Source organism: Methanobrevibacter sp. TMH8 (assembly GCF_020148105.1).
Classification (GTDB): domain Archaea; phylum Methanobacteriota; class Methanobacteria; order Methanobacteriales; family Methanobacteriaceae; genus Methanobinarius.
Map to the genome: position 1 here is coordinate 63,072 of NZ_JAHLZE010000034.1, position 23,039 is coordinate 86,110.

Here is a 23,039-nt window from a genome sequence, read left to right on the forward strand (position 1 = left end):
ACCAAAGTTTTTTATTATTTTTTTAAAATTATTTATTTTTATAAATTTAAAAATCAAACTTTTTTATTTTTAATAAATTTTTTTATTTTTATAGGTTTAAAACCAAAGTGTTTTTATTATTTAGAAAGAATTTAGAAAGAATAATATATGTATAAATGATATAAATATAAGTATGAAACCAAAAAAGATAGCTTGGGGAATTACTGGAGCTGGAGAAAAAATAGAAAAAACTTATGAAACAATGGTTGATATTCAAGAAAAATATAGAGACCAAGTTGATATAAGGGTTTTTGTTTCAAATGCTGGAAAACAGGTTTTAAAGTTTTATAGATTATACAAAAAAATCCAAGAAAATTTTCAGCATGTTTCTTTTGAAGTAAACTCAAATGCTCCATTTTTAGCAGGAGATGTTCAGTTACATAAGTATGAATTCTTACTAATTGCCCCTTGTACTTCTAACACAGTAGCTAAACTTGCAAGTAGAATTGGTGATACTATGATAACTAACGCGGTTATTATGGGACAAAAATCTAGAGTTCCTATTCACATAATGCCTGTTGATTTTAAAGAAGGAGTTACTGTTACTAAAATTCCTAACGGTGATGATTTAATCCTTGAATTAACTGAAGAGGATATTGATTGCGTTAGAAAGGTATCTAAAATGAAAAATACTCATGTATTTGAAGCTACTGATAAAATATATGATGTATTTGAAAAATATGTTAAATAATAATTGATAAAAGAATAAAAACATAACATATAAAACATAAAATATAAAAAATAATATATAAAGATTTAATGATTATAAAGATTTTAAAGATTCTAAAAATGATATAATGGGATTGTATTTCTGTTAAAATAATATTAATAGAATTATTAATAAAATATATGTAATATTAATATGAGAACAAAAATTAAATCAATTAAAATGTTTATTCATCTAATTAATAAAAAAATAAGAATCAAATCCTTTTAAACCATTTTAAATCCTTTAATTATACACATCCTCCACAGCTTGGAAGATCATCATCTGCATCATTGTTTTTTAGTTCTTGCAATGTTACTGATAAAAAATAATATTCAAATCCAGCTTCATCTTTTTGTTGAAGTAAAGGAGCCACTCCTTTAAAATAGCATTGAACTTCTCCTGTATTACCAATATCGTATGTTAATGGTTGAGAACTTTTAAACCCTTCAAAAAAATTTTTTATTTCTTCTATATTTTCTTGAGGAGTTCTAAAATTTACAGTCAATATTCCTTCTTGTCTGGCTTTTAATCCTACAAATTTTTCAGGAACTTCTATTTTTTCACCAGAATCTCTTTTAAAAATGATATTTTCAGATATTTCAGACATATTTTCGCCTTTTCCCTTTTTAATATAGTGTTTTTTCAATTATTTAATATAACTATTAATATACTTATTAATATACTTATTAATTCTACTTATTTATTAATAAATATACAATAAATATATTATTCACTATGATATATTATATTATTATATAATTTAGCATTGCTTACTAATTAATTTTTCTTATATTTTTCTTATTTTCACTATTTTTTCATTTATTTTTATTATAATTCTATTTACAATTTTATTCATATCTAATTTTCATTAAATTAATTTTATTTCTATAATTTTTTATATTTTTATAACTTTTTATATTTTTTTTAAAAAAATTCATTGTATTTTTTATATTTTTTATAATTTTTAGATTATTTCTAATAATCATTATTAATAATGATAATTATAATAAGATTTATATTGTTAAAAAAACATAATATTTCATGTTAAAAAACTTATATTTTAAAGTTAAAATAAAATTTTTTAAAGTTTATAAGAATAATCATAATAATAATCATAATAATCAGTGTTAAATTTTATTCATGAAATAATGTTTATTAATATGTATAAATACTTAAAAGTACTTATTGAATTATTTAATTTTGGGAGAGGTGTTGGTTTTGAAGGAAACTATCAAAGATATTGGTGCTAGAGTAAAAGAACTTAGAGAATTATCTGATTTTACAACAAAAGAAATGGCTGAAGAATGTAAAATTAGTGAAATAGAATATATTGAGTATGAAAATGGTGAAAAAGATATTCCTGCAAGTGTTCTCTATGAAATAGCTCATAAGTTTAAAGTGGATATGGGATTACTTCTTACTGGGGAAGAAACTCGAATGCATATATTTAACGTTACTAGAAAGGGTGATGGAGTTTCAGTAGAGCGTAGAAAACAATATAAATATGAAAATCTCGGAGAAAAGTTTATTCATAAGAAAGGTGAAACCTTCATTGTAACTGTTGAGCCAAAAGATATTGATAAACCTAGTACTAATACTCATCCAGGTCAAGAATTTAATTATATTTTGGAAGGTTCATTAAAATTGTTTATTCATAATAATGAGCTAGTTTTAAACGAAGGAGATTCAATTTTCTTTGATTCAACTTATGAACATGCAATGAAAGCGTTAAATAATAAACCCGCTAAATTTTTAGCAGTTATATTATAATTAAGTTTTTTACATTTATATAAAGATTAAATTATTAAATAAATAATCTATTTATAGTAATTAAACATCAATAAACTAATAATAAACTAATTTATCTAAAGATTTTATATTAATTAAAAAATAAATCATATTTATGAGGCAATTAAATGTCATCCTTAATTAAAGATTTTGTTAATAGAGTTGAATTTGACTCTTATGAAGATTTTAAAAATAATTTCGAATTTAAAGTTCCAGAAAACTTTAACTTTGCATATGATGTTGTTGATAGATATGCTAAAGAAGACCCTGAAAAGTTAGCACTTTTATGGTGTAATGATGAAGGTGAAGAAGAAAAATTCACATTTGCGGATATGAAGAGGTATTCTGATAAGGCAGCAAATTTAATAAAAAGTTATGGAATCAAAAAAGGCAATAAAGTAATGCTTACTTTAAAAAATCGTTACGAATTTTGGTTTTCAATCATAGCTCTTCATAAAATTGGAGCTATTCCTGTTCCAGCTACCCACATGCTCAAGAAGAAAGATATTGTTTATAGAATTGAAAAAGCTACTATTGATATGGTAATATCTGTTGATGATTCTGAGCTTTTGGCTGAATTTGACAAAGCTGAGTTAGATTTAGGAATTAAATTGAAAAAATTAGTAGTTTCTGCTAATAAGAAATCTTTTGAGGGTTGGGATGATTTTAAAGAATCTCTTGAAAATGTAGGTGCTGATTTTAATAGGCCTACTGATGATGAAGCTACTAAAAATGAAGATATTATGATTCTTTACTTCTCTTCTGGAACTTCTGGTCAACCTAAGATGGTAGGACATGATTTCAGATATCCCTTAGCTCATATTATAACATCTAAATATTGGCACAATGCTATTGAAAATGGACTTCACCATACTTCTGCTGATACTGGATGGATGAAAGCTGTTTGGGGAGGTCTTTATGGGCAATGGATTGTAGGCACTGGTGTTTTTATTTATGATTATGATAGATTTAATCCAGTAAATCTAATTGAAAAAATTGAAAAATACCAAATTAACACTTTTTGTGCACCTCCTACTATATATAGATTCCTTATTAAAGAAGATTTATCTAAATATGATTTTAGTAGCTTAAGTTATTGTACAACTGCTGGTGAACCACTAAATCCAGAAGTCTATAATAAAGTCCAAGATATATTTGGATTGAAGCTAAAAGAAGGATTTGGTCAAACTGAAACTGTAATTAGCGTAGCTAACTTTGTGTGGATGGATCCAAAACCAGGATCAATGGGTAAACCTGCTCCTTGCTTTAATGTGAGTTTGTTAAATGATGATGATAAAGAAGTTGATGTTGGGGATGAAGGTGAAATTTCTATAGAAACTTCTAATATGCCTCCTGGCCTTTTCAAAGGTTATTATAGGGATGAAGAAAAAACTAATGAAGTATGGTATGATAATTATTATCATAGTGGAGATACAGCTTGGAAAGATGAAGATGGGTTCTTATGGTTTGTTGGTAGAAATGATGATATTATTAAAAGTTCTGGTTATAGAATCGGTCCTTTTGAAGTTGAAAGTGCTCTGATTTCTCATCGTAGTGTTTTAGAATGTGCTATTACTGGAACTCCTGATCCTATACGTGGTCAGATTGTTAAAGCTACAATTGTTCTTTCAAAAGGTTATGAACCAACAGATGAACTTAAAAAAGAACTTCAAGATCATGTTAAACTTATTACAGCTCCTTATAAATATCCTCGTGTTATTAAATTTGTAGATGAACTTCCGAAAACTATTAGTGGCAAAATTAGACGAGTTAAAATAAGAAATGAGGATAAAATTAAATCTTAATTATAAAAATAATGTTATTATTAAATATTATTAGATATTATTAAATATTATTATTAGATATTATTATTAAATGAATGGGTGTTTATATTGAAGGATATTGTGAGAGATATTGGATTTAGAGTTAAAGAACTTCGAGAACTTTCTGATATTTCTATAGAAAAAATAGCTAAAGAACTTAATATTAATAATGAAGATTATGTTCTTTATGAAAATGGTGAAAAAGATATTCCTGTAAGTATTCTATATGAAATATCTCAAATATTAAATGTAGATATGGGACTTTTAGTTTCTGGTGAAGAAACTAGGATGCATATATTTAATATCACTCGTTCTGGAAAAGGAGTTCCAATTGAACAAAGAGAAGGTTATGAATGTGAAAATTTAGCTGATAGATTTGTTCATAAAAAATTGGAAACTATGACAGTAAAAGTAGAACCTAGTAATGATAAACCACCTTTAAATTCTCATCCAGGTCAAGAGTTTAATTATGTATTAGAGGGGTCATTGATGTTATATATACATAATCGTGAAATAATTCTCAATGAAGGCGATTCAATTTTCTTTGATTCAAATTATGAACATGCAATGAAGGCTTTAAACAATAAAAAGGCTAAATTTTTAGCTGTAATTGTACAATGAATAAAATAAATTAATTAACTTTATTAATTAGATTATTAAATAATTAGATTATTAATTAATTATATTAATTAAGTTTATTAAATTTATTAAATATAATATAATAATATTATAATTATTAACTAACAATCAGATTTACTAGAGGTATTTAATGTCATCATTAACTAAAGAATTTGTTAATAGAGTTGAATTTGAATCTTATGAAGACTTTAAGGAAAATTTTAAGTTTAAAATTCCAGAAAACTTTAATTTTGCTTTTGATGTTGTAGATAGATATGCTGAAGAAGATCCAGAAAAGATTGCTCTTATTTGGTGTAATGATTATGGGGATGAAGAAATATTCACATTTTCTGATATGAAAAAATACAGTAATAAAACAGCTAACTTCTTTAAAAATCTTGGAATAAATAAAGGAGACTCTGTGATGCTTACTGTGAAAAACCGTTTTGAATTTTGGTTTTCTATGATGGCTCTTCATAAAATTGGAGCAATACCTATTCCAGCTACTCATATGTTGAAAGTTAAAGATATGGTTTATAGAATTGAAAGTGCTTCGGTAGATGCTATATTATCTGTAGATGAGGGAGATTTAATCAAAGACTTTGAAAAAGCTGAAAAAGACTTGGACATTAATCCACCACTTAAAAAAATTTTTGTTGGAGATAAAACAGGTGAAAAACAAATCGATGGTTGGTTAAATTTTACTAAAGAAATAAGTAATGCTTCTGATAGTTTCCCTAGACCAACTGGAGAAGAAGCTACAACAAATGAAGATAAATTTTTAATTTATTTCTCTTCTGGGACTTGTGGACAACCTAAAATGGTTTTACATGATTTTACTTATCCTATAGGACATATCATCACTGCTCAATATTGGCATAATGTAGTAGAAGATGGAATACATCATACTTCTGCTGATACTGGTTGGGCTAAAACTAGCTGGGGATCTTTATATGGTCAATGGATAGCTGGAACTGGGTTGTTTATATATGATTATGATAGATTTGATGCATTAAATCTTCTTGATAAAGTTGCAGAATATAAAGTTAATACATTCTGTGCTCCTCCCACGATATATAGATTCCTTATTAAAGAAGATTTATCTGATCATGATTTCAGTAATTGGACTTATGCAACAACTGCAGGAGAACCATTAAATCCTGAAGTTTTCAATAAATTTCATGAAATATCTGGTCTAAAAATAAGAGAAGGTTTTGGTCAAAGTGAAACTGTAGTTATTATAGCTAATTTTCTCTGGTTAGAACCCCGTCCAGGATCTATGGGAAAAATCGCTCCAACATTTAATATTGAACTTCTTGATAGTGAAGAAAAAATTGTTGATATTGGTGAAGAAGGAGAAATAACTATAAATGTCGAAGATGGTGTTCCTACAGGATTATTTAAAGAATATTATAAAAATGACGAAAAAAATGCAGAAACCTGGTATAATGGACATTACCATAGTGGAGATACTGCATGGGTTGATGAAGATGATTATCTTTGGTTCATTGGAAGAACTGATGATATTATTAAAAGTTCTGGTTATAGAATCGGTCCTTTTGAAGTTGAAAGTGCATTAGTATCTCATCCTAGTGTTTTAGAATGCGCTATTACAGGCTACCCAGATTCAATTAGGGGACAAGTTGTTAAATCTACAATTGTTCTTGCAAAAGGATATGAACCTTCTGAAGAACTTAAAAAAGAAATACAAAATCATGTAAAAAAGGTTACTGCTCCTTATAAATACCCAAGAATTGTTGAGTTTGTAGATGAATTACCAAAAACTATTAGTGGTAAAATTAAAAGAAAAGAAATTAGAATAGATGATGAAAAATAGTTTTTTAGAAATAGCTTTTATTTTATAAGCTTATTTTTATTTATTATTTATATTATTATCTTATTAAATATTATTTATTACTAAATTTATTATATGAAGGGATAAAATTGACAAAATCTAAAGAAAGACCACAACCTTTTCCAGTTATTCATAAAAATCAGTGTAAAGGATGTAATAGATGTGTTATCACTTGTAAAAATAATGCTCTTGAAATAAGTGAAGATCTTAATGATAGTGGTTATAATTATGCAGAGTTTAAAGGTGAGGGATGTAATGGTTGTGGAGACTGTTATTATACTTGTCCAGAACCTTTAGCTATTGAAATCCACATCCCAAAACGTAAAAGGAAAAAATCAAATATTGAAAACAATGATAAGGAGGGAAATTAAATGGTTAATCAAATGATTAAAGAAAATAAGGATGCTCCAACTCATGCCGAATTTTCAGTGAGTACAGGTACTCAAATGATCAAAGGGAATACTGCAGTTATTATTGGGGCTATGTATGCAGGTTGTGATTGTTTCTTTGGTTATCCTATTACTCCAGCTAGTGAAATTCTCCATGAAGCTTCAAAATATTTCCCAAAAGTTGGGAGAAAATTTGTACAAGCTGAAAGTGAGGAAGCGGCTATAAATATGGTTTATGGTGGTGCTTCAGCAGGGCATAGGGTAATGACAGCTTCTTCCGGACCAGGTATTAGTTTAAAACAGGAGGGAATTACATTTTTAGCGGGAACAGAACTTCCATCTGTTATTGTTGATATTATGAGAGCAGGTCCAGGTCTTGGAAACATAGGTCCTGAACAAGGGGATTATAATCAGATTGTTAAAGGTGGAGGTCATGGTAATTATAAAAGTATAGTTCTTGCTCCAAATAGTGTTCAAGAAATGTGTGATCTCACAATGAAAGCTTTTACACTAGCTGATAAATATAGAACGCCTGTTGTTGTTTTAGCTGATGCTGTTCTTGGACAAATGGCTGAACCTCTTCGTTTTCCTGAGGTTGCTATTGATCATAAACCTGATGACTCATGGGCAGTTCGAGGAAATAAAGAAACTATGAAAAATCTTGTCACTTCAATTTTTCTTGATTTTGATCAACTTGAAGATTTTAATGAAGAACTTCAAGTTAAATATAATGAAATTGAGGAAAAAGAAGTAGATTTTGAAGAATATATGATTTCAGGAAATGATATTGAAGATGCTGAAATTATCCTTGTAGCTTATGGAATTAGTAGTAGATTAGCTAGGTCTGCAGTTGATATTGCAAGGGAAGAAATGGGGATTAAAATAGGATTACTTAGACCAATATCTCTTTTCCCATTTCCAAGTAAAAGAATTGCAAAATATGCTAAGAAAGGTTGCGAATTTATTTCTGTTGAAATGAGTAATGGTCAAATGAGGGAAGATATTAAGTTAGCTGCTAACTGTGCAATTTCTGATTGTAAAGATATTCATCTGGTTAATAGAATGGGTGGTAACTTAATTGAGGTTAAAGATATTCTTGAAAAAATATATGATTTAGCTGAATGTGAGCAATGTAAAATAGACTTAGCTAAAGATTATCCTCATAGGGATAAAGATGATGATCAGCATGATGAACCATATATTGATTCTAATTATAAAGATGGTATGATTGATGAAGATGATGTTAAATATCAAATTATTGATTAAATAAATTTTTTGGAGGTGAAAAAATGGGATCTGAAAATAATAAGGATATAAAAACAATTAAAAAATCAAATAATCATGAAGGAGAATTTGAAACAAAAATCATTAAAAAACCTGATTCATTATATGATGAGTTTTCACGTAAGGGTGGAAGTTTTCCTAGTGTAACTCATTATTGTGCCGGTTGTGGCCATGGAATTCTACATAAATTAATTGGTGAAGCAATGGATGAGCTTGAAATTCAAGATAGGGCTGTTATGATTTCTCCAGTTGGTTGTGCTGTATTTGGGTATTATTACTTCGATTGTGGTAATGTTCAAACTGCTCATGGAAGAGCTCCTGCAGTTGGAACTGGAATTTCTCGAGCTGAAGAAGATGCTATTGTAATGTCTTATCAAGGTGACGGTGATCTGGCTTCTATTGGTTTAAATGAAACTATTCAAGCTGCTAATCGTGGAGAAAAATTATCAGTATTTTTTATAAATAATACTGTTTATGGTATGACTGGTGGACAAATGGCTCCAACTACCCTTATTGGTGAAGTAACTATTACTTCTCAAACTGGAAGGGATCCAAATTATACTGGTTATCCTATGCATATGTGTGAACTTCTTGATAATCTTGATGCTCCAGTTTTTATTGAAAGAGTTTCTCTTGCTGATGCAAAATCTATTAGAAAAGCAAAAATATCTGTTAAAAAAGCTTTAAAGATTCAAAAAGAAGGTAAAGGTTATACATTTGTTGAAGTTCTTTCTCCTTGTCCTACGAATTTGAGACAAGATGCTGAAGGTGCAAAAAAATTCATTAAAGAACAAATGGAAAAAGAATTTCCTGTAAAAAGATTTAGAGATAAATCAAAAGAAAGAGAAAAGATTGAAAGAGGAGTATCTGACTTTAAAATTGAAAGTTTAGATAAAATATTTAATATTGATCGTAATAATGCCATTGAAACTGAAATTGATTTAGAATTTAAACCAGTAAATATAAAGATAGCTGGGTTCGGAGGACAGGGTGTTTTAAGTGCAGGTCTTACACTTGCTCAAGCTGCTTGTAGTGAAGGTAGGCATGTTTCTTGGTATCCTAGTTATGGTCCAGAACAAAGGGGTGGAACTTCTAATTGTTCTGTAGTTATATCTGGGGATACTATTGGTTCTCCAGTTGTAGATAAATGTGATGTTCTTATTGCACTTAATAAACCAGCTTTAGAGAAGTTTGCTCTTGATGTTAAAAAAGATGGCTTAATATTATATGATTCTCGTGTTGGAGATATTGATATTGATGAATTGATTAATATAGAGAATGTTAAAAATGAAGATCTAAAAATCATTCCAGTTCCAGCATTAGATATAGCTAAATCAATAGGTAATGCTAAAGCTTTTAATACAGCTATTCTTGGAGTATTAATGGGAATTGGAAAAGTAATTTCGCCCGATGCTTATAAACAAGGAATAAAAGAGATATTTTCCTCAAAACCAAAATTGATTCAGCTTAATATAGATGTTTTAGAAGCTGGAGCTAATTGGATAAAAAATAATTATAAATAAATCATATATGATGAATTATTAATATATGGTGAATTATTACTATGTAAAATTATTATATAAATAAAATTATAGATGTAATAAAATTATTGTTTATATAATTATTGTTTATTTAATAGAATTTTCTATATAATATTGATTTTTTAAATTTGAAAATTTACTATAATGTGATTAAATGACTTATAAAAAATTAGCTAAAGAATTTTTAGATTCAGCTAATGTTTCTATTGGAGATACTATAAAGATTGAAAAAGAAAATGTATCTTATAAAGGAATATTACTTGATAGATCAGAAGATGCTGATGATGAATATATTGTGTTAAAACTTGATAGTGGGTATAATTTAGGTATAAATATTAATAATGCTATTATTGAGTTGATTGAAAAAGGAGATAAGCCTAAAATTCAGTATGATTCTATTGGCACTAAAAAAGATAAAAATAAGATGGATATTTCAATTGTTTCTACTGGAGGGACTGTTTCATCTATAATTGATTATAAAACTGGTGCTGTTCATCCTGCTTTTACAGCTGATGATTTGCTTAGAGCTAATCCTGAACTTCTTGAATTAGCTAATTACAAAGTTAAAGCTCTTTATAATATTCTTAGTGAAAATATGAAACCTAAATATTGGGTTGAAGCAGCTAATTCCATAGCTAATGATATTTCGGATGGTGCTGATGGTGTAGTTGTAGCTCATGGAACTGATACTATGCATTATACTTCAGCTGCACTAAGTTTTATATTGGAAACCCCAGTTCCAATTGTTGTTACTGGAGCTCAAAGAAGTTCAGATAGGCCATCTACTGATGCATATCTTAATTTAATCAATTCTGTAGGAGTTGCAAAATCTGATATTGCAGAAGTCACTGTTTGTATGCATGCTGATTTAGATGATGACTATTGTTATCTTCATAGAGGAACAAAAGTTCGTAAAATGCATACTAGTAGGAGAGATACTTTTAGAAGTATTAATAGTGAACCAATAGCTACTTTAAAAGATGGAGAATTGGCTAAAATTAATTCAAATCTTGGATATATTAAAAGAGGAGTTAATGAGTTAAAAATTCGAGATAATCTTGAATCTAAAGTAGCACTTATAAAAAGTTTTCCAGGAATCACCAATGAATTAATTGATTATCATATTGATAAAGGTTTTAAAGGTATTCTTATTGAAGGAACTGGTCTTGGTCATGTACCGGATTATATGGTTGAATCTATCAGAAGAGCTAATGATGAAAATATAGCTGTTGTAATGACTTCTCAATGTCTTTATGGAAAAGTTAATATGAATGTATATAGTACTGGAAGAAAGTTACTAAATGCTAATGTTATATCTGGTGGGGACATGACTCCTGAAGTGGCTTATGTTAAACTATGCTGGGCTTTAGGTCAAAATGATAATTTGGAAGAAGTTGAAAAACTCATGAAAACAAATATTGCTGGTGAATTTTCTGAAAAATCTTCAATAAAACATTTTTTAAACTGATTGATGGTTTTTTAAATTATTGAGTTATTTCAGATAATTTGAATTTATTTATAACTATAATTGTATTATATGTAATTAATTACATGATTTTTATGAAGGTATGATTTTTATGAATATGAATAATTGGGATGAATTAGGTTTAAAGATGGGTTTAGAGATTCATCAGCAACTAAATACAAAGAGTAAGCTATTTTGCCCATGTGCTACTGAACTCGTGGATGAAGAGTTCGATGAAGAAATAAGAAGAAATTTAAGGCCTACACAAAGTGAATTAGGCCAAATTGACAGAGCTGCACTTCAAGAATCTCTTAGAAAAATGAAATTTAATTATGAATCTTATGATTATCATACTTGTTTAGTTGAAACAGATGATGAACCTCCTCATGATCTAAATCAAAAAGCTTTGGAGCTTTCTATGGTTATAGCTACTTTACTTAATATGAATATTGTTGATGAATTCCATACAATGAGAAAACAAGTTATTGATGGAAGTAATACTGGAGGTTTTCAACGTACAGGTCTAGTTGCAACTGATGGGTATCTTGAAACACCTTATGGGAGAGTAGCTATTGAAAATCTTTGTTTAGAAGAAGATGCTTCAAAAAGAATAGATATTAATAGTAAAAAATGTCTAAACTCTGAAACAAAAGATCATACACACTTTAGATTGGATAGGTTAGGGATTCCTCTTGTTGAAATCACAACTGATCCTTCAATTCACCATCCCGAACAAGTAAGAGAAGTGGCATATGCTCTTGGTCAAGTTTTAAGAAGTACTAATGTTAAAAGAGGTCTTGGTACTATAAGACAAGATCTGAATATTTCTATAGCAAAAGGTGCTAGATGTGAAATAAAAGGTGTTCAAAATCTTGATTTAATGGGTGAAATTGTTGAACGTGAAGTTCAAAGGCAATTGAAACTAATTGAAATTAAAAATGAGCTTAAAAAAAGAAATGCAAAAGTTTTAGATGAAATTCATGATCTTAGCTCTGTTTTTGAAAATAGTTCTTCAAAAATTATTTCTTCTGCAGAATCAGTAAAAGGTGTTGTATTAAAAGGTTTTGCAGGATTGATTGGCGAAGAAATTCAAAAAGGTAGAAGATTTGGAACTGAAATTGCTAGCTATGCTAAAAAAAGAGGAGTATCTGGAATTTTCCATACTGATGAGTTACCTGCATATGGTATAACTAATGAAGAAGTTCAATCTATGAGAGAATATCTTTCAGTTGATAAAGAAGATGCTATTATTATTGTAGCTCATAATGAGAATATAACTGTATCTGCTCTAGAAGAAGTTATAAGAAGGGCTAATATGGCTTTTGAGGGTGTTATTGAAGAAACAAGGAAATCCCTTGATGATGGTAATACTGAATATATGAGACCACTTCCAACTTCTAGTAGAATGTATCTTGAAACTGACATTCCTTTATTTAAAATTGACCAAGAATCAATTGAAAACATTAAAAATAATTTACCAGAATTACCTGATGTTAAGAAAGATAGAATAATTTCACAATATGCTTTAAGTGAAGATTTAGCTAATCAATTAGTTAGAAGACTAAAAGCTGATGATTTTGAAGTAATAATTTCTGAAATCGGTAGTAATAATGTTGATTCTACTACTATTGCTTCTGTTTTAGCTTATGATTTAAGAGAAATCAAAAGAGAGGGTCATGATATATCTAAGATTAATCAAAATAGATTGATTGATGTATTCAAATTACTTGCAGATTCAAAAGTTTCAAAAGATGCATTAAGAGAGATTATTATTGGAATCTGTGAATACCCAAACAAGGAACCTGAAGAAATAGCTAAGGATAAAAATTTATTGGTTCTTGATGAATCAGATGTTCAAAAGATCATTGGGGAAATTGTAGCTAAAAATTCTTCTATGATAGAAGAAAGAAAATTAGGTGCTTTGGGACCTCTTATGGGAGTTTCGATGAAAGAACTTAAAGGAAAAGCAGATGGAAAAATTGTTAACAAGATTCTTAAAGAAGAAATAGAAAAGTTAATTTAATCTAAAATTCATTATATTATTATGGTAAATTATTATATAATAAAATTAGTATAATAAAAAAATTATATAATAAAAAATTTCATAATAAAAAAATTTCAATTGATTTAGGATAGGGATATAATGGAAGAATATGATATTATTATCATAGGTGCAGGTCCTGGAGGTTTAACAGCAGGATTGTATGCTGGAAGACAAGGAACAAAAACTTTAATATTAGATAAAGGTCTTACTGGTGGGGCTGGCCTTATGGTTCCTTCTATGGAAAATTACCCTGGCTTTGATTTGATAGCAGGAATGAGTTTAATACCTAAAATGAAAGCTCAAACAGAGAAAAATGCTGAAATTCATGAAATGGAAGGTGTTGAATCCATTGATAGAATAGATAATGGCTTTATATTAAAAACTACAAAAGATGAATATTTTGCTAAATCAATTATTATTGCTACTGGTGCCACTCATAGAAAGTTAGAAGTTCCTGGTGAAGATCATTATAATGGATTTGGAGTTTCTTATTGTGCTACTTGTGATGGTTTACTTTATAAAGATAAAGATATTTTAATGATTGGTGGAGGAAATAGTGCTCTTCAAGAAGCAATTTTCTTAAATAATGTTGGTTGTAATGTTACTGTTGTTCACCGCCGTGATGAATTCAGAGCTGAAAAATATCTTCAAAATAAACTAAAAGAAAAAGGCATACCTGTAATTTGGAATTCTGTTGTTGAAGAAATTAAAGGAAGTCAAATGGTAGAGTCTGTAATATTGTCTAATATAAAAGATAATTCAAAACAAGAATTGAAAGTTCAAGGAATATTTATAGCTATTGGAGATGTCCCATCAAGTGAACTAGCTAAAGAATTAGGGGTTAATGTTAATAAATACAATCAAATAATTACTGATAAGACCCAAAGAACTAATGTTGAAAATGTTTATGCTATTGGTGATGTTACTGGTGGTGTAAAACAATGGGTTGTTGCATGTGGTGAAGGCGCAATAGCTGCTACATATGCTTATCAAGACCTAGAACAAACAAAAAAAAGAGAATAATTTATATTTAAATAATTAGATTAATAATTAATATAATTGGATTAATTTTAATCTACTCAAATATTATATAATTTATCTACAATATAATTTATTATATTTTTTATAATATTATTATAATATAAATTTTATATTTTTTTATTATATTATTATAACACTATAAAATATCATATATTAATCATATAATATATTTTAATAAACTTAATTTATGATATCCTAATATTCTTTATATTTATTTGATTTTAAATAAGAATATATTAAAAATGCTATTATTAAAACTATTACAATAGGCAAAATAATTGGTATCAACCATAAGAATAAATAGACTATTGCAGCTCCAATAAGAACAGCTACTATCATAAATAATAAATCTTGAAATTCCATGTCTTATTTTATGTAATAAGTACTATATAAATAATTTGAATTTTATAAATCTAATAAATCTAATAATTTAATAAATTTAATATAGTTAATATAGCTAAATAACTAATACACCTATATATTTAATAAAATTTATTTATTAACTATTAATATTGAATTAATCATAAGTTAACTATTAAATTGAAATTATTTATCTAATAATCTAATAATTATTAATTAATAATTTATACTACATTTTATATATGAATATCAAAAATTTTATTATAATAAACTATCAAAATATTTATTATTAATGGATTTATAAATACAGATTTTATTATAAATTTTTATCAGAATTTTACTAGCATAATATGTGGGTTTTAAAAATTATTAAAAATTTACAAAATTTTACTATGAGTTAAAAAATATGAAAATTCTTATTATTAACAATAAAGGTCAATATAATCATAGAATTGGAAGAAGTTTAAGATATTTAGACATTCCCTCTGATTTAGTTTCAAATGAATTATCTCCTGAAGAAATAAAAGAAAAAGATCCTATTGGAATTATTTTAGGTGGAGGTCCATCACTTGATGAATCTGGAAATAGTATAGAATATATAACTAATATTGATGAATTGGATATTCCTATTTTAGGTATATGTTTGGGACATCAATTGATAGCTAAATCTTTTGGTGGTGAAGTTTCAACTTCTTCTACTGAAAGCTATGCTCAAATTGAAATTGATATTATAAAAGATGATATTTTATTCAATGGAATTGAGTCTCCTATGAAAGTTTGGACTTCTCATAAAGATGAAGTTAAAACTCTTCCTGATGATTTTGAAATATTAGCTAAATCAAATATATGTGATATTGAAGCTATGAAGCATAAAAAAAAGAATATTTATGGAATTCAATTCCATCCTGAGGTTCATCACACTCCAGATGGTGAACTCATATTTAAAAATTTCTATGAAATTTGTTTAAATAATCAAAAATAAATATAAAAATTTAAAAATTAAAAATAATATTTTTTATATTTATTATTTTATAATGTATTTTTATTTATTCTAATTTATTTTGTTGTATTTTTCTTTATTTTTCTTTAATTTTCTTTATTCTTTAGTTCATTCTTTATTTTTTATATTTTTACTATTTTTTATATTTTTTTTATTTTTTTATTTATAATTAATTAAAAGGAGCAATACTCATTTATTTAATAATTTTTTTACATATGTTATTACTTGATTTAAATTTTATGGATATTATTAAATAAAATGATAATCTATATAAAAAATATATAATGATATAATATAAAAGAGTGATTACTATGATTGATAATGTTGAAGAATTAAAAACAAAAGCAGTAGATTGTAAACAAGAGATAAAAAGAGAAGGCTTGACTCTTTTAATAGGAGATTCTGAAGAAGATTTTAGAATTTCTGGAATTGGTGAAAAAGCTGTTAAAATAGAAAAATTTATTAAATATGAGGATATGATTGAAGCTGCAGAACTTGAAAGAGACGACAGTTTAGAAGTAGCTATAAAAAAAGTCATAGAAGAATTTGAACCTTCTGATGATGAATAATAATTTAATTAATAAATAAAAGATAATTAGATTATAATTTAAATAATATTTAGATAAATATTATAATAATAGATATTATAATAAAAATTATAATAAACATTACATTACAGTATGTCATGATACTATTATAATAAATAATATTATATTAGAATAAATTGTATTAAATAATTTAGAATAAAAATACATAAATTAAATATGCTATTAAAATTACAATAATAACTGGAGCTAACCATCTTAAAATTTTATATGCAATGTATGCCAATACTAGGCAAACAAGAACAACTAGTATATTTCCTAATGTAATCATAATTGTTATTATATTTTAAATAATATAAATCTTTTTAAATTTAATCATTAACTTTAATCATTAAATTTAATTATTTTAAATTTAATCATTTTAAATCTAATTATTTCAAATTTAAATCTTTTCAAATTTTAATTATAGGTGTCATTTTATGTTGAATCCATCTGAATTTATAAAGGAATCTGTTAAAAATATCAAAAATGAAATTGGTGATGAAAAAGCTATTATTGCTCTTTCTGGAGGAGTTGACAGTTCAGTATGCTCTGTTCTTGTAAAAGAAGCTATAGGTGATAATTTAGTAGCTGTTTTTGTTAATCATGGTCTTCTTCGAGAAGGAGAGGTAGAAGAAGTTTGTGAAACTTTTGAGAATAGATTAAACTTTATTTATGTAGATGCGAGTGATGAATTTCTTGAGGCACTTTCTGGTGTAGAAGATCCAGAAGAAAAAAGAAAAATCATTGGAAAAATATTTATAGATGTTTTTGAAAGAGAAGCAGAAAAAATCCAAGCTAAATTCTTAGTTCAAGGAACAATAGCTCCTGATTGGATTGAAAGTGAAGGAAAAATCAAATCTCATCATAATCTTGCTCTACCAGGAGGGATGGTTTTAGAATTAGTTGAACCTGTTAGGGAGTTATATAAAGATGAAGTTAGAGAAATTGGGCTTGAATTAGATCTTCCAGATACTCTTATTTATAGACAACCTTTCCCAGGTCCAGGTCTTGCAGTTAGGGTTATAGGGCAACTTTCAAAAGAAAAATTAGAAATTTGTAGAAAAGCTGATGCTATTGTAAGGGAAGAAATTATTAAAAATAATGTTGATAAAGAATTGTGGCAGTATTTCGCAGTACTTACTGATACTAAGGTCACTGGTGTTAAAGGAGATCAAAGGGACTTTGGTTATTTAGTCGTACTTAGAATGGTCGCATCTGTAGATGCTATGACTGCTTATGTTCCCGAATTACCTTGGGCTGTTATTAGGACTATTTCAAAGAGAATTACTTCTGAAGTCTCTGAAATTACTCATGTTTCTTTGTCTATAAGTGATAAACCACCTAGTACTATTGAATTTGCTTAAACTTAATATTATTAAAGTTAATAAAATTTTAATAAATAATATATTAATAAATATATAATTAATTAAATAATTAAATAATTAAATTGATAATTAAATAGATAATAAGTTTTAATAAAGGATATATTAATAATTATATAATTAAATAAAATAATCCGAGGATTAAAATGGAATTTGAAAAGACAAAATATTGTGTTCATTGTGGGGAAAAAGTTTCTGCAGATGCTGAAAAATGTGTACATTGTGGGGAATGGTTAAAAGAGAATTCAGTATCTAGAAATCACACTTCATATAGATATACTTCACAAAGGGTAATGGATGAAGAAAATAAAGATTTAGGGGATGTTCCTAACGAAAATGTTGGAGATAATTCTGTAAATCCTTCAAATAACTCTAATAACGCTAACATGAATAATAAAGGAGCTGTCACTGAATATTCAAAAATTCTCCCAATAAGAAGACTTTTGCTATTGATGTTACTAACATTAGGAGTATACTCTCTTTATTGGATTTATAAAACTAATTGCTATTTAAAAGATGATCTTGGAAAAGATGTTAGTCCTGGATTAAGAACATTTTTAATGATAATTCCTATAGCTAATATAATAATTTTTTATCAAACATTAGAGGATATGAACCAATTTATTAAACAAGAAAGAATTGAAACTTATTCTTCAGGTTTAAATATTTTAATCTGGTTTTTCATACCTTTTGCAGGATTTTGGGTTTATATTAATGTTCAAGAATCTATCAATGAATTTTGGAGAATTAAAGAATCTAATCTTCCAATTAGAAGAGAATTCAGTAGTTCTGAAATCGTTGTAATGGCTTTAGGAGCAATTATTTGGGTATTTTATTATATTTTAATAATTTTTGCAAGTATATTAGGTTCGATGAGTGGAGTTTAATTATATAGTTTAATCATTTAATTTAAGATGATTATTTAATTTTATCTTTTAGTTTATCTTTTATTTTTTTATTTTCACCTTGTTTTATTCTTTTATCTATAGTTGGTTATATTAATGGATTTATTACTTATTCAATCTCAAGAACATGAAACTTTGCCTTTAGCTGAGTTAAAAGCGGTTTTAGCTACTGAAAAAATCGATTGTAATATCGAAATTGTAACAAATGGTTTAGTTTTATTAAAATCTTTAAATAAAGAAGATTTTTATAAAAATTACAAATTGTTAGTTAGAAGATTAGCATATACTCATGAAATACATGAACTTATTTTAAGAACTGATAGTTCACATCTTGAAGATCAATTTAAAGATATAAAATGGGATAATTATATATCTGATGATTTTGTTGTTAGAATTAAAAGATTTGATAAGGTTGAAATTGATACTCCAATTATGGAGCGACAACTAGGACATTTGATTTTAAATTACAATATTGGTGAGAATAATCAAAATAATCAAAATAATGAGAATAATGAGAATTATGAGAATTATGAGAGTCCAACAACTGAAAATCATTTTAAAGTTAATTTAAAAGATCCTAATTCTTTTATTAGGGTATTAGCTACTAAAAACGAGATTTTTGTTGCTTATGAAAAATTTAAATTAAACAAAAAACATTTTCAAAAAATTAAACCTCATAAACGACCATTTTTCTATCCCGGGTCTATGAGTCCAAAATTAGCCAGATGTATGGTTAATTTGTCTCATATAAAAGAAGGGCAGCTAATGTTAGATCCTTTCTGTGGAACTGGTGGTATCTTAATTGAAGGTGGAATGATTGGAGCTAAATTAATTGGTTCTGATATCAATTGGAATATGAAAAATGGAACAATAGTCAATTTAGAATATTGTAGCAATCTTGATTACTGTGATATGGAAGAATCTGATTATGAAGCTCACCATATTGATGTTAGAGAACTAAAATTATATGAAAAAGTAGATGCAGTAGTAACTGATCCTCCATATGGCATTTCTACTTCAACTGGGGGAGTAAAAGATGGGAAAATTTTCCACCAGTTTCTAGAATCAATTGACTATAACATGAAAGAAAATGCATATTTATGTATAGCTCATCCTCATTACTTGGATATTGATCCTATGTTAGAAGATCTTGATTTTGAATTATTGGAAAGGCATAGGATTAAAATGCATAAAAGCCTAACAAGGATTATTTCTGTCATTCGTAAGATTAAATAATAATATTTTTAATATTTTAATTTTTATATTGTTTTTATACATAATCTATATATTTTTTATTTCATTTTATCATTTTATCTTTTTATTTTATAATATTTTATAAATAACTATATTAATTTTGAATTACTAGATATAATTATTGTAAATGAATAATAATTTTCAAATATAATTTATTTTAAAATATAATTTTAAATCATTTTATTTCATGATTTTAAATTATGATTTTTATATATAATTTTTATATAAATCTAGAAATATATTTTATAAATGAATTGATTGTATTATTTCATTTTTCAAATATTAATTAGTTAGGAGATAAGATGAAATTAAGAGTATTAGACACTACACTTAGAGATGGAGAGCAAACTCCAGGAATATCACTTACAGCCAGTGAAAAGTTAAGAATAGCTACTAAATTAGATGAAATTGGAGTCAATATTATTGAAGCTGGTTCTGCTATTACTTCTCACGGTGAGAGAGAAGCTATTAAAGCAGTTACAGGTGCAGGTCTAAATGCTGAAATTGCTAGCTTTGCTAGAGCTGTTAGAGTAGATGTTGATGCTGCTTTAGAATGTGGTGTAGATAGTGTTCATTTGGTAGTTCCTACATCTGATCTCCATATTGAATATAAACTTAAAAAAACAAGAGAAGAAGTTTTATCTCAAGCTATTGATGCATGTCAATATGCTGTTGATCATGGTCTAATTGTTGAACTTTCTGCTGAAGATGCAACAAGAAGTGATATAAACTTTTTAAAGAAAGTATTTTCTGAAGGGATATCTGTTGGAGCAAATAGGATTTGTGCATGTGATACTGTTGGAATGTTAACTCCTGAAAAATCATATGACTTTTATTCAAAGTTAGCTACTCTTGGAGCTCCTTTAAGTGTTCATTGTCACAATGATTTTGGATTAGCTGTAGCTAATACTCTTAGTGCAATTCGTGCTGGAGCAACTGAATTTCATTGTACTGTTAATGGTATAGGTGAGAGAGCTGGAAATGCTGCTATGGAGGAAATCATTGTTTCATTAAATACACTCTATGGTGAGGAAAATAGTTTTCTATCTAAACCTGAGGAAGATAACTATAACTTTGAAACTGACATAAATATTCAAGAACTTTATTCTACTTCAAAACTCGTAGCTAGACTTACTGGTGTTTATCTCCAACCAAATAAAGCTATTGTTGGTGAAAATGCTTTTGCCCATGAGTCTGGAATTCATGCTGATGGGGTTATAAAAAATGCAGCTACTTATGAACCAATTACTCCAGAACTTGTTGGTCACAGACGTAAATTTATAATGGGAAAACACATTGGAACTAAAGGTTTAAAGAATAATCTTAATGAACTTGGAATCAAAGCTAATGAAGAACAACTTTGTGAAATATTTGAGAAAGTCAAGTCTCTTGGTGATATGGGTAAGTGTGTTACAGATGTAGATCTTCAAGCTATAGCTGATAATGTCTTAGAGTTCGAAAGAGAGCAAAAAATTAAACTTGAAGAAGTTACTATTGTTTCTGGAAATAAAGTTATTCCTACAGCATCAATTAAACTTAAAGTGGATGATAAAGATATTTTAGAAGCAGGTGTAGGTATTGGTCCTGTGGATGCAGCTATTGTAGCTGTTAAAAAAGGAATATCTGAATTTGCTGATGTTGAACTGGAAGAATATCATGTAGATGCAATAACTGGTGGTACTGATGCATTGATTGATGTGATTGTTAAGTTACGTCTTGGTGATAAAATCATCTCAGCTAGAAGTACTCAACCTGATATTATTAATGCAAGTGTAGAAGCTTATTTAAGTGGTGTAAACAGACTTTTGGAAGCTAATGATTGATTAATTTATTAAAAATAGTTTTAAGCAATTTTATTATATATTTTTTCATTTTTTATTTTTATTTTTTAATTTATAATTTAATCTTTAAAGCTATAAACTTATTTAAATGATTTAATTTAATTTAATTAAATTTATAAGGTGTTATATTGATAGATGTAGAAAATTTTAATCTATTGGATACTTTAGATATTAATGATAATATTGAAATAGTTGGATTTAAAGGTAATATAGATAGTATTCCAGATATTCTTAAAAAAGTTGATTCGATAAAATCTAATTGTTGTGATGGTTGTATAATCCAATTAATAGATTCTAAAGCAATAGCGGGGGAAAAACATCTTCTGCATGGAATCATTCATGGAATTTTAGCTTTCAAAAGGAATGAAAATTTAGCTAAAGATTTGGGTATTGAAATTTGCGTTAGAATATCAGCTCAAAGACAAATATCAAAAGCATTAGAGATTTTAGGATTAAAAGAAGGAGAAATGGAAATAGTAGCTATTTTAATCAACTGTCCTGATTACTTTATTAATGAATTGTCTAATATTTTCAATAGGGATGATAGTGTTTTTACACCAGATTCTTCTATTTTAAAGAATATTTATAATATTTCTGATGAAGAACTAGATGTTATGGAAATAGAGAATATATTAATTGATAAAACTTCTGAGTTAATTGTTGAGTTGTGATTTTATATGTTCATTTCAATTAAAATATAGTAAAAAGATTCATATATCAAAAAAATTTTATAATAAATTATAACGTGGATTATAACTCCGAAGTATGTCTTATTCACATTTCAATGTGGTGATAATTAGTATGATGTTCCAAATTATTAACACAATAGATAAAATTGCACTAATAAGTTCGGATATTAGCATAAAATATCACCTCCAAAGTTTAGTAAGTCAGACATAAATTTTGGTGTTGAATTTGATGTCTGAACTTCCAGATTTATAAAATAGTATTACTACTATTTTATTCGACTATATTGTGTCGTTTCTTTTACTTCGGAGATTAATAATCCACGGACTCTTTTTGATTATCTTAGTTAAATTTATATAATATAAGAAATAATATATAATTAGCGTGTTGAATTTGATGTTTGGAAGTTTTTTTAAACTTCCTAACT

General features: G+C 27.0%; 20 protein-coding genes. 18 read left to right on the forward strand and 2 right to left on the reverse strand.

The features are described 5' to 3' along the window. Positions 1 to 172 precede the first annotated feature (172 nt). Positions 173 to 730, forward strand: coding sequence for an archaeoflavoprotein AfpA (afpA, locus tag KQY27_RS07035; protein ID WP_224425863.1), 558 nt, complete (start codon positions 173 to 175; stop codon positions 728 to 730). Between the two features lie 265 nt (positions 731 to 995). Here the strand turns inward: afpA and KQY27_RS07040 are convergent, their stop codons facing one another. Beyond that, a complete protein-coding gene (locus KQY27_RS07040) occupies positions 996 to 1,355 on the reverse strand; it encodes a hypothetical protein (RefSeq protein ID WP_224425864.1) in 360 nt (119 codons plus the stop codon). 611 nt (positions 1,356 to 1,966) lie between these two features. Here KQY27_RS07040 and KQY27_RS07045 point away from each other — a divergent pair. The 10 genes from KQY27_RS07045 to trxB all read left to right on the forward strand — a co-directional run bounded on the left by KQY27_RS07045 (position 1,967) and on the right by trxB (position 14,578). Beyond that, positions 1,967 to 2,518, forward strand: coding sequence for a cupin domain-containing protein (locus KQY27_RS07045; RefSeq protein WP_224425865.1), 552 nt, complete (start codon positions 1,967 to 1,969; stop codon positions 2,516 to 2,518). A 146-nt stretch (positions 2,519 to 2,664) separates the two neighbouring features. Next, complete coding sequence (locus tag KQY27_RS07050; protein WP_224425866.1) at positions 2,665 to 4,341, forward strand: AMP-binding protein; 1,677 nt, start codon at positions 2,665 to 2,667, stop codon at positions 4,339 to 4,341. 78 nt (positions 4,342 to 4,419) lie between these two features. Continuing rightward, positions 4,420 to 4,980, forward strand: a complete 561-nt coding sequence (locus KQY27_RS07055; protein WP_224425867.1) for a cupin domain-containing protein — start codon at positions 4,420 to 4,422, stop codon at positions 4,978 to 4,980. Between the two features lie 148 nt (positions 4,981 to 5,128). Further along, the gene (locus tag KQY27_RS07060; RefSeq protein ID WP_224425868.1) at positions 5,129 to 6,814 is read left to right on the forward strand and encodes an AMP-binding protein; all 1,686 of its coding nucleotides are present in this window, start codon (positions 5,129 to 5,131) and stop codon (positions 6,812 to 6,814) included. Positions 6,815 to 6,921: 107 nt separating this feature from the next. Continuing rightward, positions 6,922 to 7,203: a 4Fe-4S dicluster domain-containing protein gene (locus KQY27_RS07065; protein ID WP_224425869.1), complete on the forward strand. Its 282-nt coding sequence runs from the start codon at positions 6,922 to 6,924 to the stop codon at positions 7,201 to 7,203. A 75-nt stretch (positions 7,204 to 7,278) separates the two neighbouring features. Continuing rightward, positions 7,279 to 8,487 carry a 3-methyl-2-oxobutanoate dehydrogenase subunit VorB gene (locus KQY27_RS07070; RefSeq protein ID WP_224425942.1) on the forward strand — a complete coding sequence of 403 codons (1,209 nt, stop codon included), beginning with the start codon at positions 7,279 to 7,281 and terminating at the stop codon, positions 8,485 to 8,487. A 23-nt stretch (positions 8,488 to 8,510) separates the two neighbouring features. After that, the gene (locus KQY27_RS07075) at positions 8,511 to 10,028 is read left to right on the forward strand and encodes a 2-oxoacid:acceptor oxidoreductase family protein (RefSeq protein ID WP_224425870.1); all 1,518 of its coding nucleotides are present in this window, start codon (positions 8,511 to 8,513) and stop codon (positions 10,026 to 10,028) included. Between the two features lie 172 nt (positions 10,029 to 10,200). Beyond that, positions 10,201 to 11,514, forward strand: a complete 1,314-nt coding sequence (gene gatD / locus KQY27_RS07080) for a Glu-tRNA(Gln) amidotransferase subunit GatD (protein ID WP_224425871.1) — start codon at positions 10,201 to 10,203, stop codon at positions 11,512 to 11,514. Positions 11,515 to 11,623: 109 nt separating this feature from the next. Beyond that, positions 11,624 to 13,534 carry a Glu-tRNA(Gln) amidotransferase subunit GatE gene (gene gatE / locus KQY27_RS07085; protein WP_224425872.1) on the forward strand — a complete coding sequence of 637 codons (1,911 nt, stop codon included), beginning with the start codon at positions 11,624 to 11,626 and terminating at the stop codon, positions 13,532 to 13,534. Between the two features lie 120 nt (positions 13,535 to 13,654). Next, on the forward strand, positions 13,655 to 14,578 hold the full coding sequence (gene trxB / locus KQY27_RS07090) for a thioredoxin-disulfide reductase (RefSeq protein WP_224425873.1): 924 nt from the start codon (positions 13,655 to 13,657) through the stop codon (positions 14,576 to 14,578). Positions 14,579 to 14,791: 213 nt separating this feature from the next. On the opposite strand, the gene KQY27_RS07095 is transcribed toward trxB, so the two are convergent. Then, positions 14,792 to 14,959, reverse strand: a complete 168-nt coding sequence (locus tag KQY27_RS07095; protein ID WP_224425874.1) for a hypothetical protein — start codon at positions 14,957 to 14,959, stop codon at positions 14,792 to 14,794. 403 nt (positions 14,960 to 15,362) lie between these two features. On the opposite strand from KQY27_RS07095, the gene KQY27_RS07100 reads away from it, so the two are divergent. The 7 genes from KQY27_RS07100 to cgi121 all read left to right on the forward strand — a co-directional run bounded on the left by KQY27_RS07100 (position 15,363) and on the right by cgi121 (position 22,596). Next, positions 15,363 to 15,938, forward strand: a complete 576-nt coding sequence (locus tag KQY27_RS07100; RefSeq protein ID WP_224425875.1) for a GMP synthase subunit A — start codon at positions 15,363 to 15,365, stop codon at positions 15,936 to 15,938. A 329-nt stretch (positions 15,939 to 16,267) separates the two neighbouring features. Next, entirely contained in the window at positions 16,268 to 16,525 is a 258-nt protein-coding gene (locus KQY27_RS07105; RefSeq protein WP_224425876.1) for a hypothetical protein, read from the forward strand. A gap of 455 nt (positions 16,526 to 16,980) precedes the next feature. Next, on the forward strand, positions 16,981 to 17,907 hold the full coding sequence (guaA, locus tag KQY27_RS07110; RefSeq protein ID WP_224425877.1) for a glutamine-hydrolyzing GMP synthase: 927 nt from the start codon (positions 16,981 to 16,983) through the stop codon (positions 17,905 to 17,907). Positions 17,908 to 18,071: 164 nt separating this feature from the next. Beyond that, on the forward strand, positions 18,072 to 18,812 hold the full coding sequence (locus KQY27_RS07115) for a zinc ribbon domain-containing protein (RefSeq protein ID WP_224425878.1): 741 nt from the start codon (positions 18,072 to 18,074) through the stop codon (positions 18,810 to 18,812). A 114-nt stretch (positions 18,813 to 18,926) separates the two neighbouring features. Next, entirely contained in the window at positions 18,927 to 20,066 is a 1,140-nt protein-coding gene (locus KQY27_RS07120) for a DNA methyltransferase (protein ID WP_224425879.1), read from the forward strand. Between the two features lie 320 nt (positions 20,067 to 20,386). Beyond that, entirely contained in the window at positions 20,387 to 21,907 is a 1,521-nt protein-coding gene (locus tag KQY27_RS07125; protein WP_224425880.1) for a (R)-citramalate synthase, read from the forward strand. A 146-nt stretch (positions 21,908 to 22,053) separates the two neighbouring features. Next, the gene (gene cgi121, locus KQY27_RS07130) at positions 22,054 to 22,596 is read left to right on the forward strand and encodes a KEOPS complex subunit Cgi121 (RefSeq protein ID WP_224425881.1); all 543 of its coding nucleotides are present in this window, start codon (positions 22,054 to 22,056) and stop codon (positions 22,594 to 22,596) included. Positions 22,597 to 23,039: the final 443 nt, after the last annotated feature.

What these genes read in the sequence shown, in the direction of transcription:
- afpA (WP_224425863.1), top strand. Translation starts at nt 173, where the DNA reads ATGAAACCAAAAAAGATAGCTTGGGGAATTACTGGAGCTGGAGAAAAA.
- KQY27_RS07100 (WP_224425875.1), top strand. Translation starts at nt 15,363, where the DNA reads ATGAAAATTCTTATTATTAACAATAAAGGTCAATATAATCATAGAATT.
- KQY27_RS07105 (WP_224425876.1), top strand. Translation starts at nt 16,268, where the DNA reads ATGATTGATAATGTTGAAGAATTAAAAACAAAAGCAGTAGATTGTAAA.
- gatE (WP_224425872.1), top strand. Translation starts at nt 11,624, where the DNA reads ATGAATATGAATAATTGGGATGAATTAGGTTTAAAGATGGGTTTAGAG.
- KQY27_RS07060 (WP_224425868.1), top strand. Translation starts at nt 5,129, where the DNA reads ATGTCATCATTAACTAAAGAATTTGTTAATAGAGTTGAATTTGAATCT.
- KQY27_RS07040 (WP_224425864.1), bottom strand. Translation starts at nt 1,355, where the DNA reads ATGTCTGAAATATCTGAAAATATCATTTTTAAAAGAGATTCTGGTGAA.
- KQY27_RS07120 (WP_224425879.1), top strand. Translation starts at nt 18,927, where the DNA reads ATGGATTTATTACTTATTCAATCTCAAGAACATGAAACTTTGCCTTTA.
- guaA (WP_224425877.1), top strand. Translation starts at nt 16,981, where the DNA reads ATGTTGAATCCATCTGAATTTATAAAGGAATCTGTTAAAAATATCAAA.
- trxB (WP_224425873.1), top strand. Translation starts at nt 13,655, where the DNA reads ATGGAAGAATATGATATTATTATCATAGGTGCAGGTCCTGGAGGTTTA.
- KQY27_RS07115 (WP_224425878.1), top strand. Translation starts at nt 18,072, where the DNA reads ATGGAATTTGAAAAGACAAAATATTGTGTTCATTGTGGGGAAAAAGTT.
- KQY27_RS07070 (WP_224425942.1), top strand. Translation starts at nt 7,279, where the DNA reads ATGATCAAAGGGAATACTGCAGTTATTATTGGGGCTATGTATGCAGGT.
- KQY27_RS07095 (WP_224425874.1), bottom strand. Translation starts at nt 14,959, where the DNA reads ATGGAATTTCAAGATTTATTATTTATGATAGTAGCTGTTCTTATTGGA.
- KQY27_RS07125 (WP_224425880.1), top strand. Translation starts at nt 20,387, where the DNA reads ATGAAATTAAGAGTATTAGACACTACACTTAGAGATGGAGAGCAAACT.
- gatD (WP_224425871.1), top strand. Translation starts at nt 10,201, where the DNA reads ATGACTTATAAAAAATTAGCTAAAGAATTTTTAGATTCAGCTAATGTT.
- KQY27_RS07075 (WP_224425870.1), top strand. Translation starts at nt 8,511, where the DNA reads ATGGGATCTGAAAATAATAAGGATATAAAAACAATTAAAAAATCAAAT.
- KQY27_RS07050 (WP_224425866.1), top strand. Translation starts at nt 2,665, where the DNA reads ATGTCATCCTTAATTAAAGATTTTGTTAATAGAGTTGAATTTGACTCT.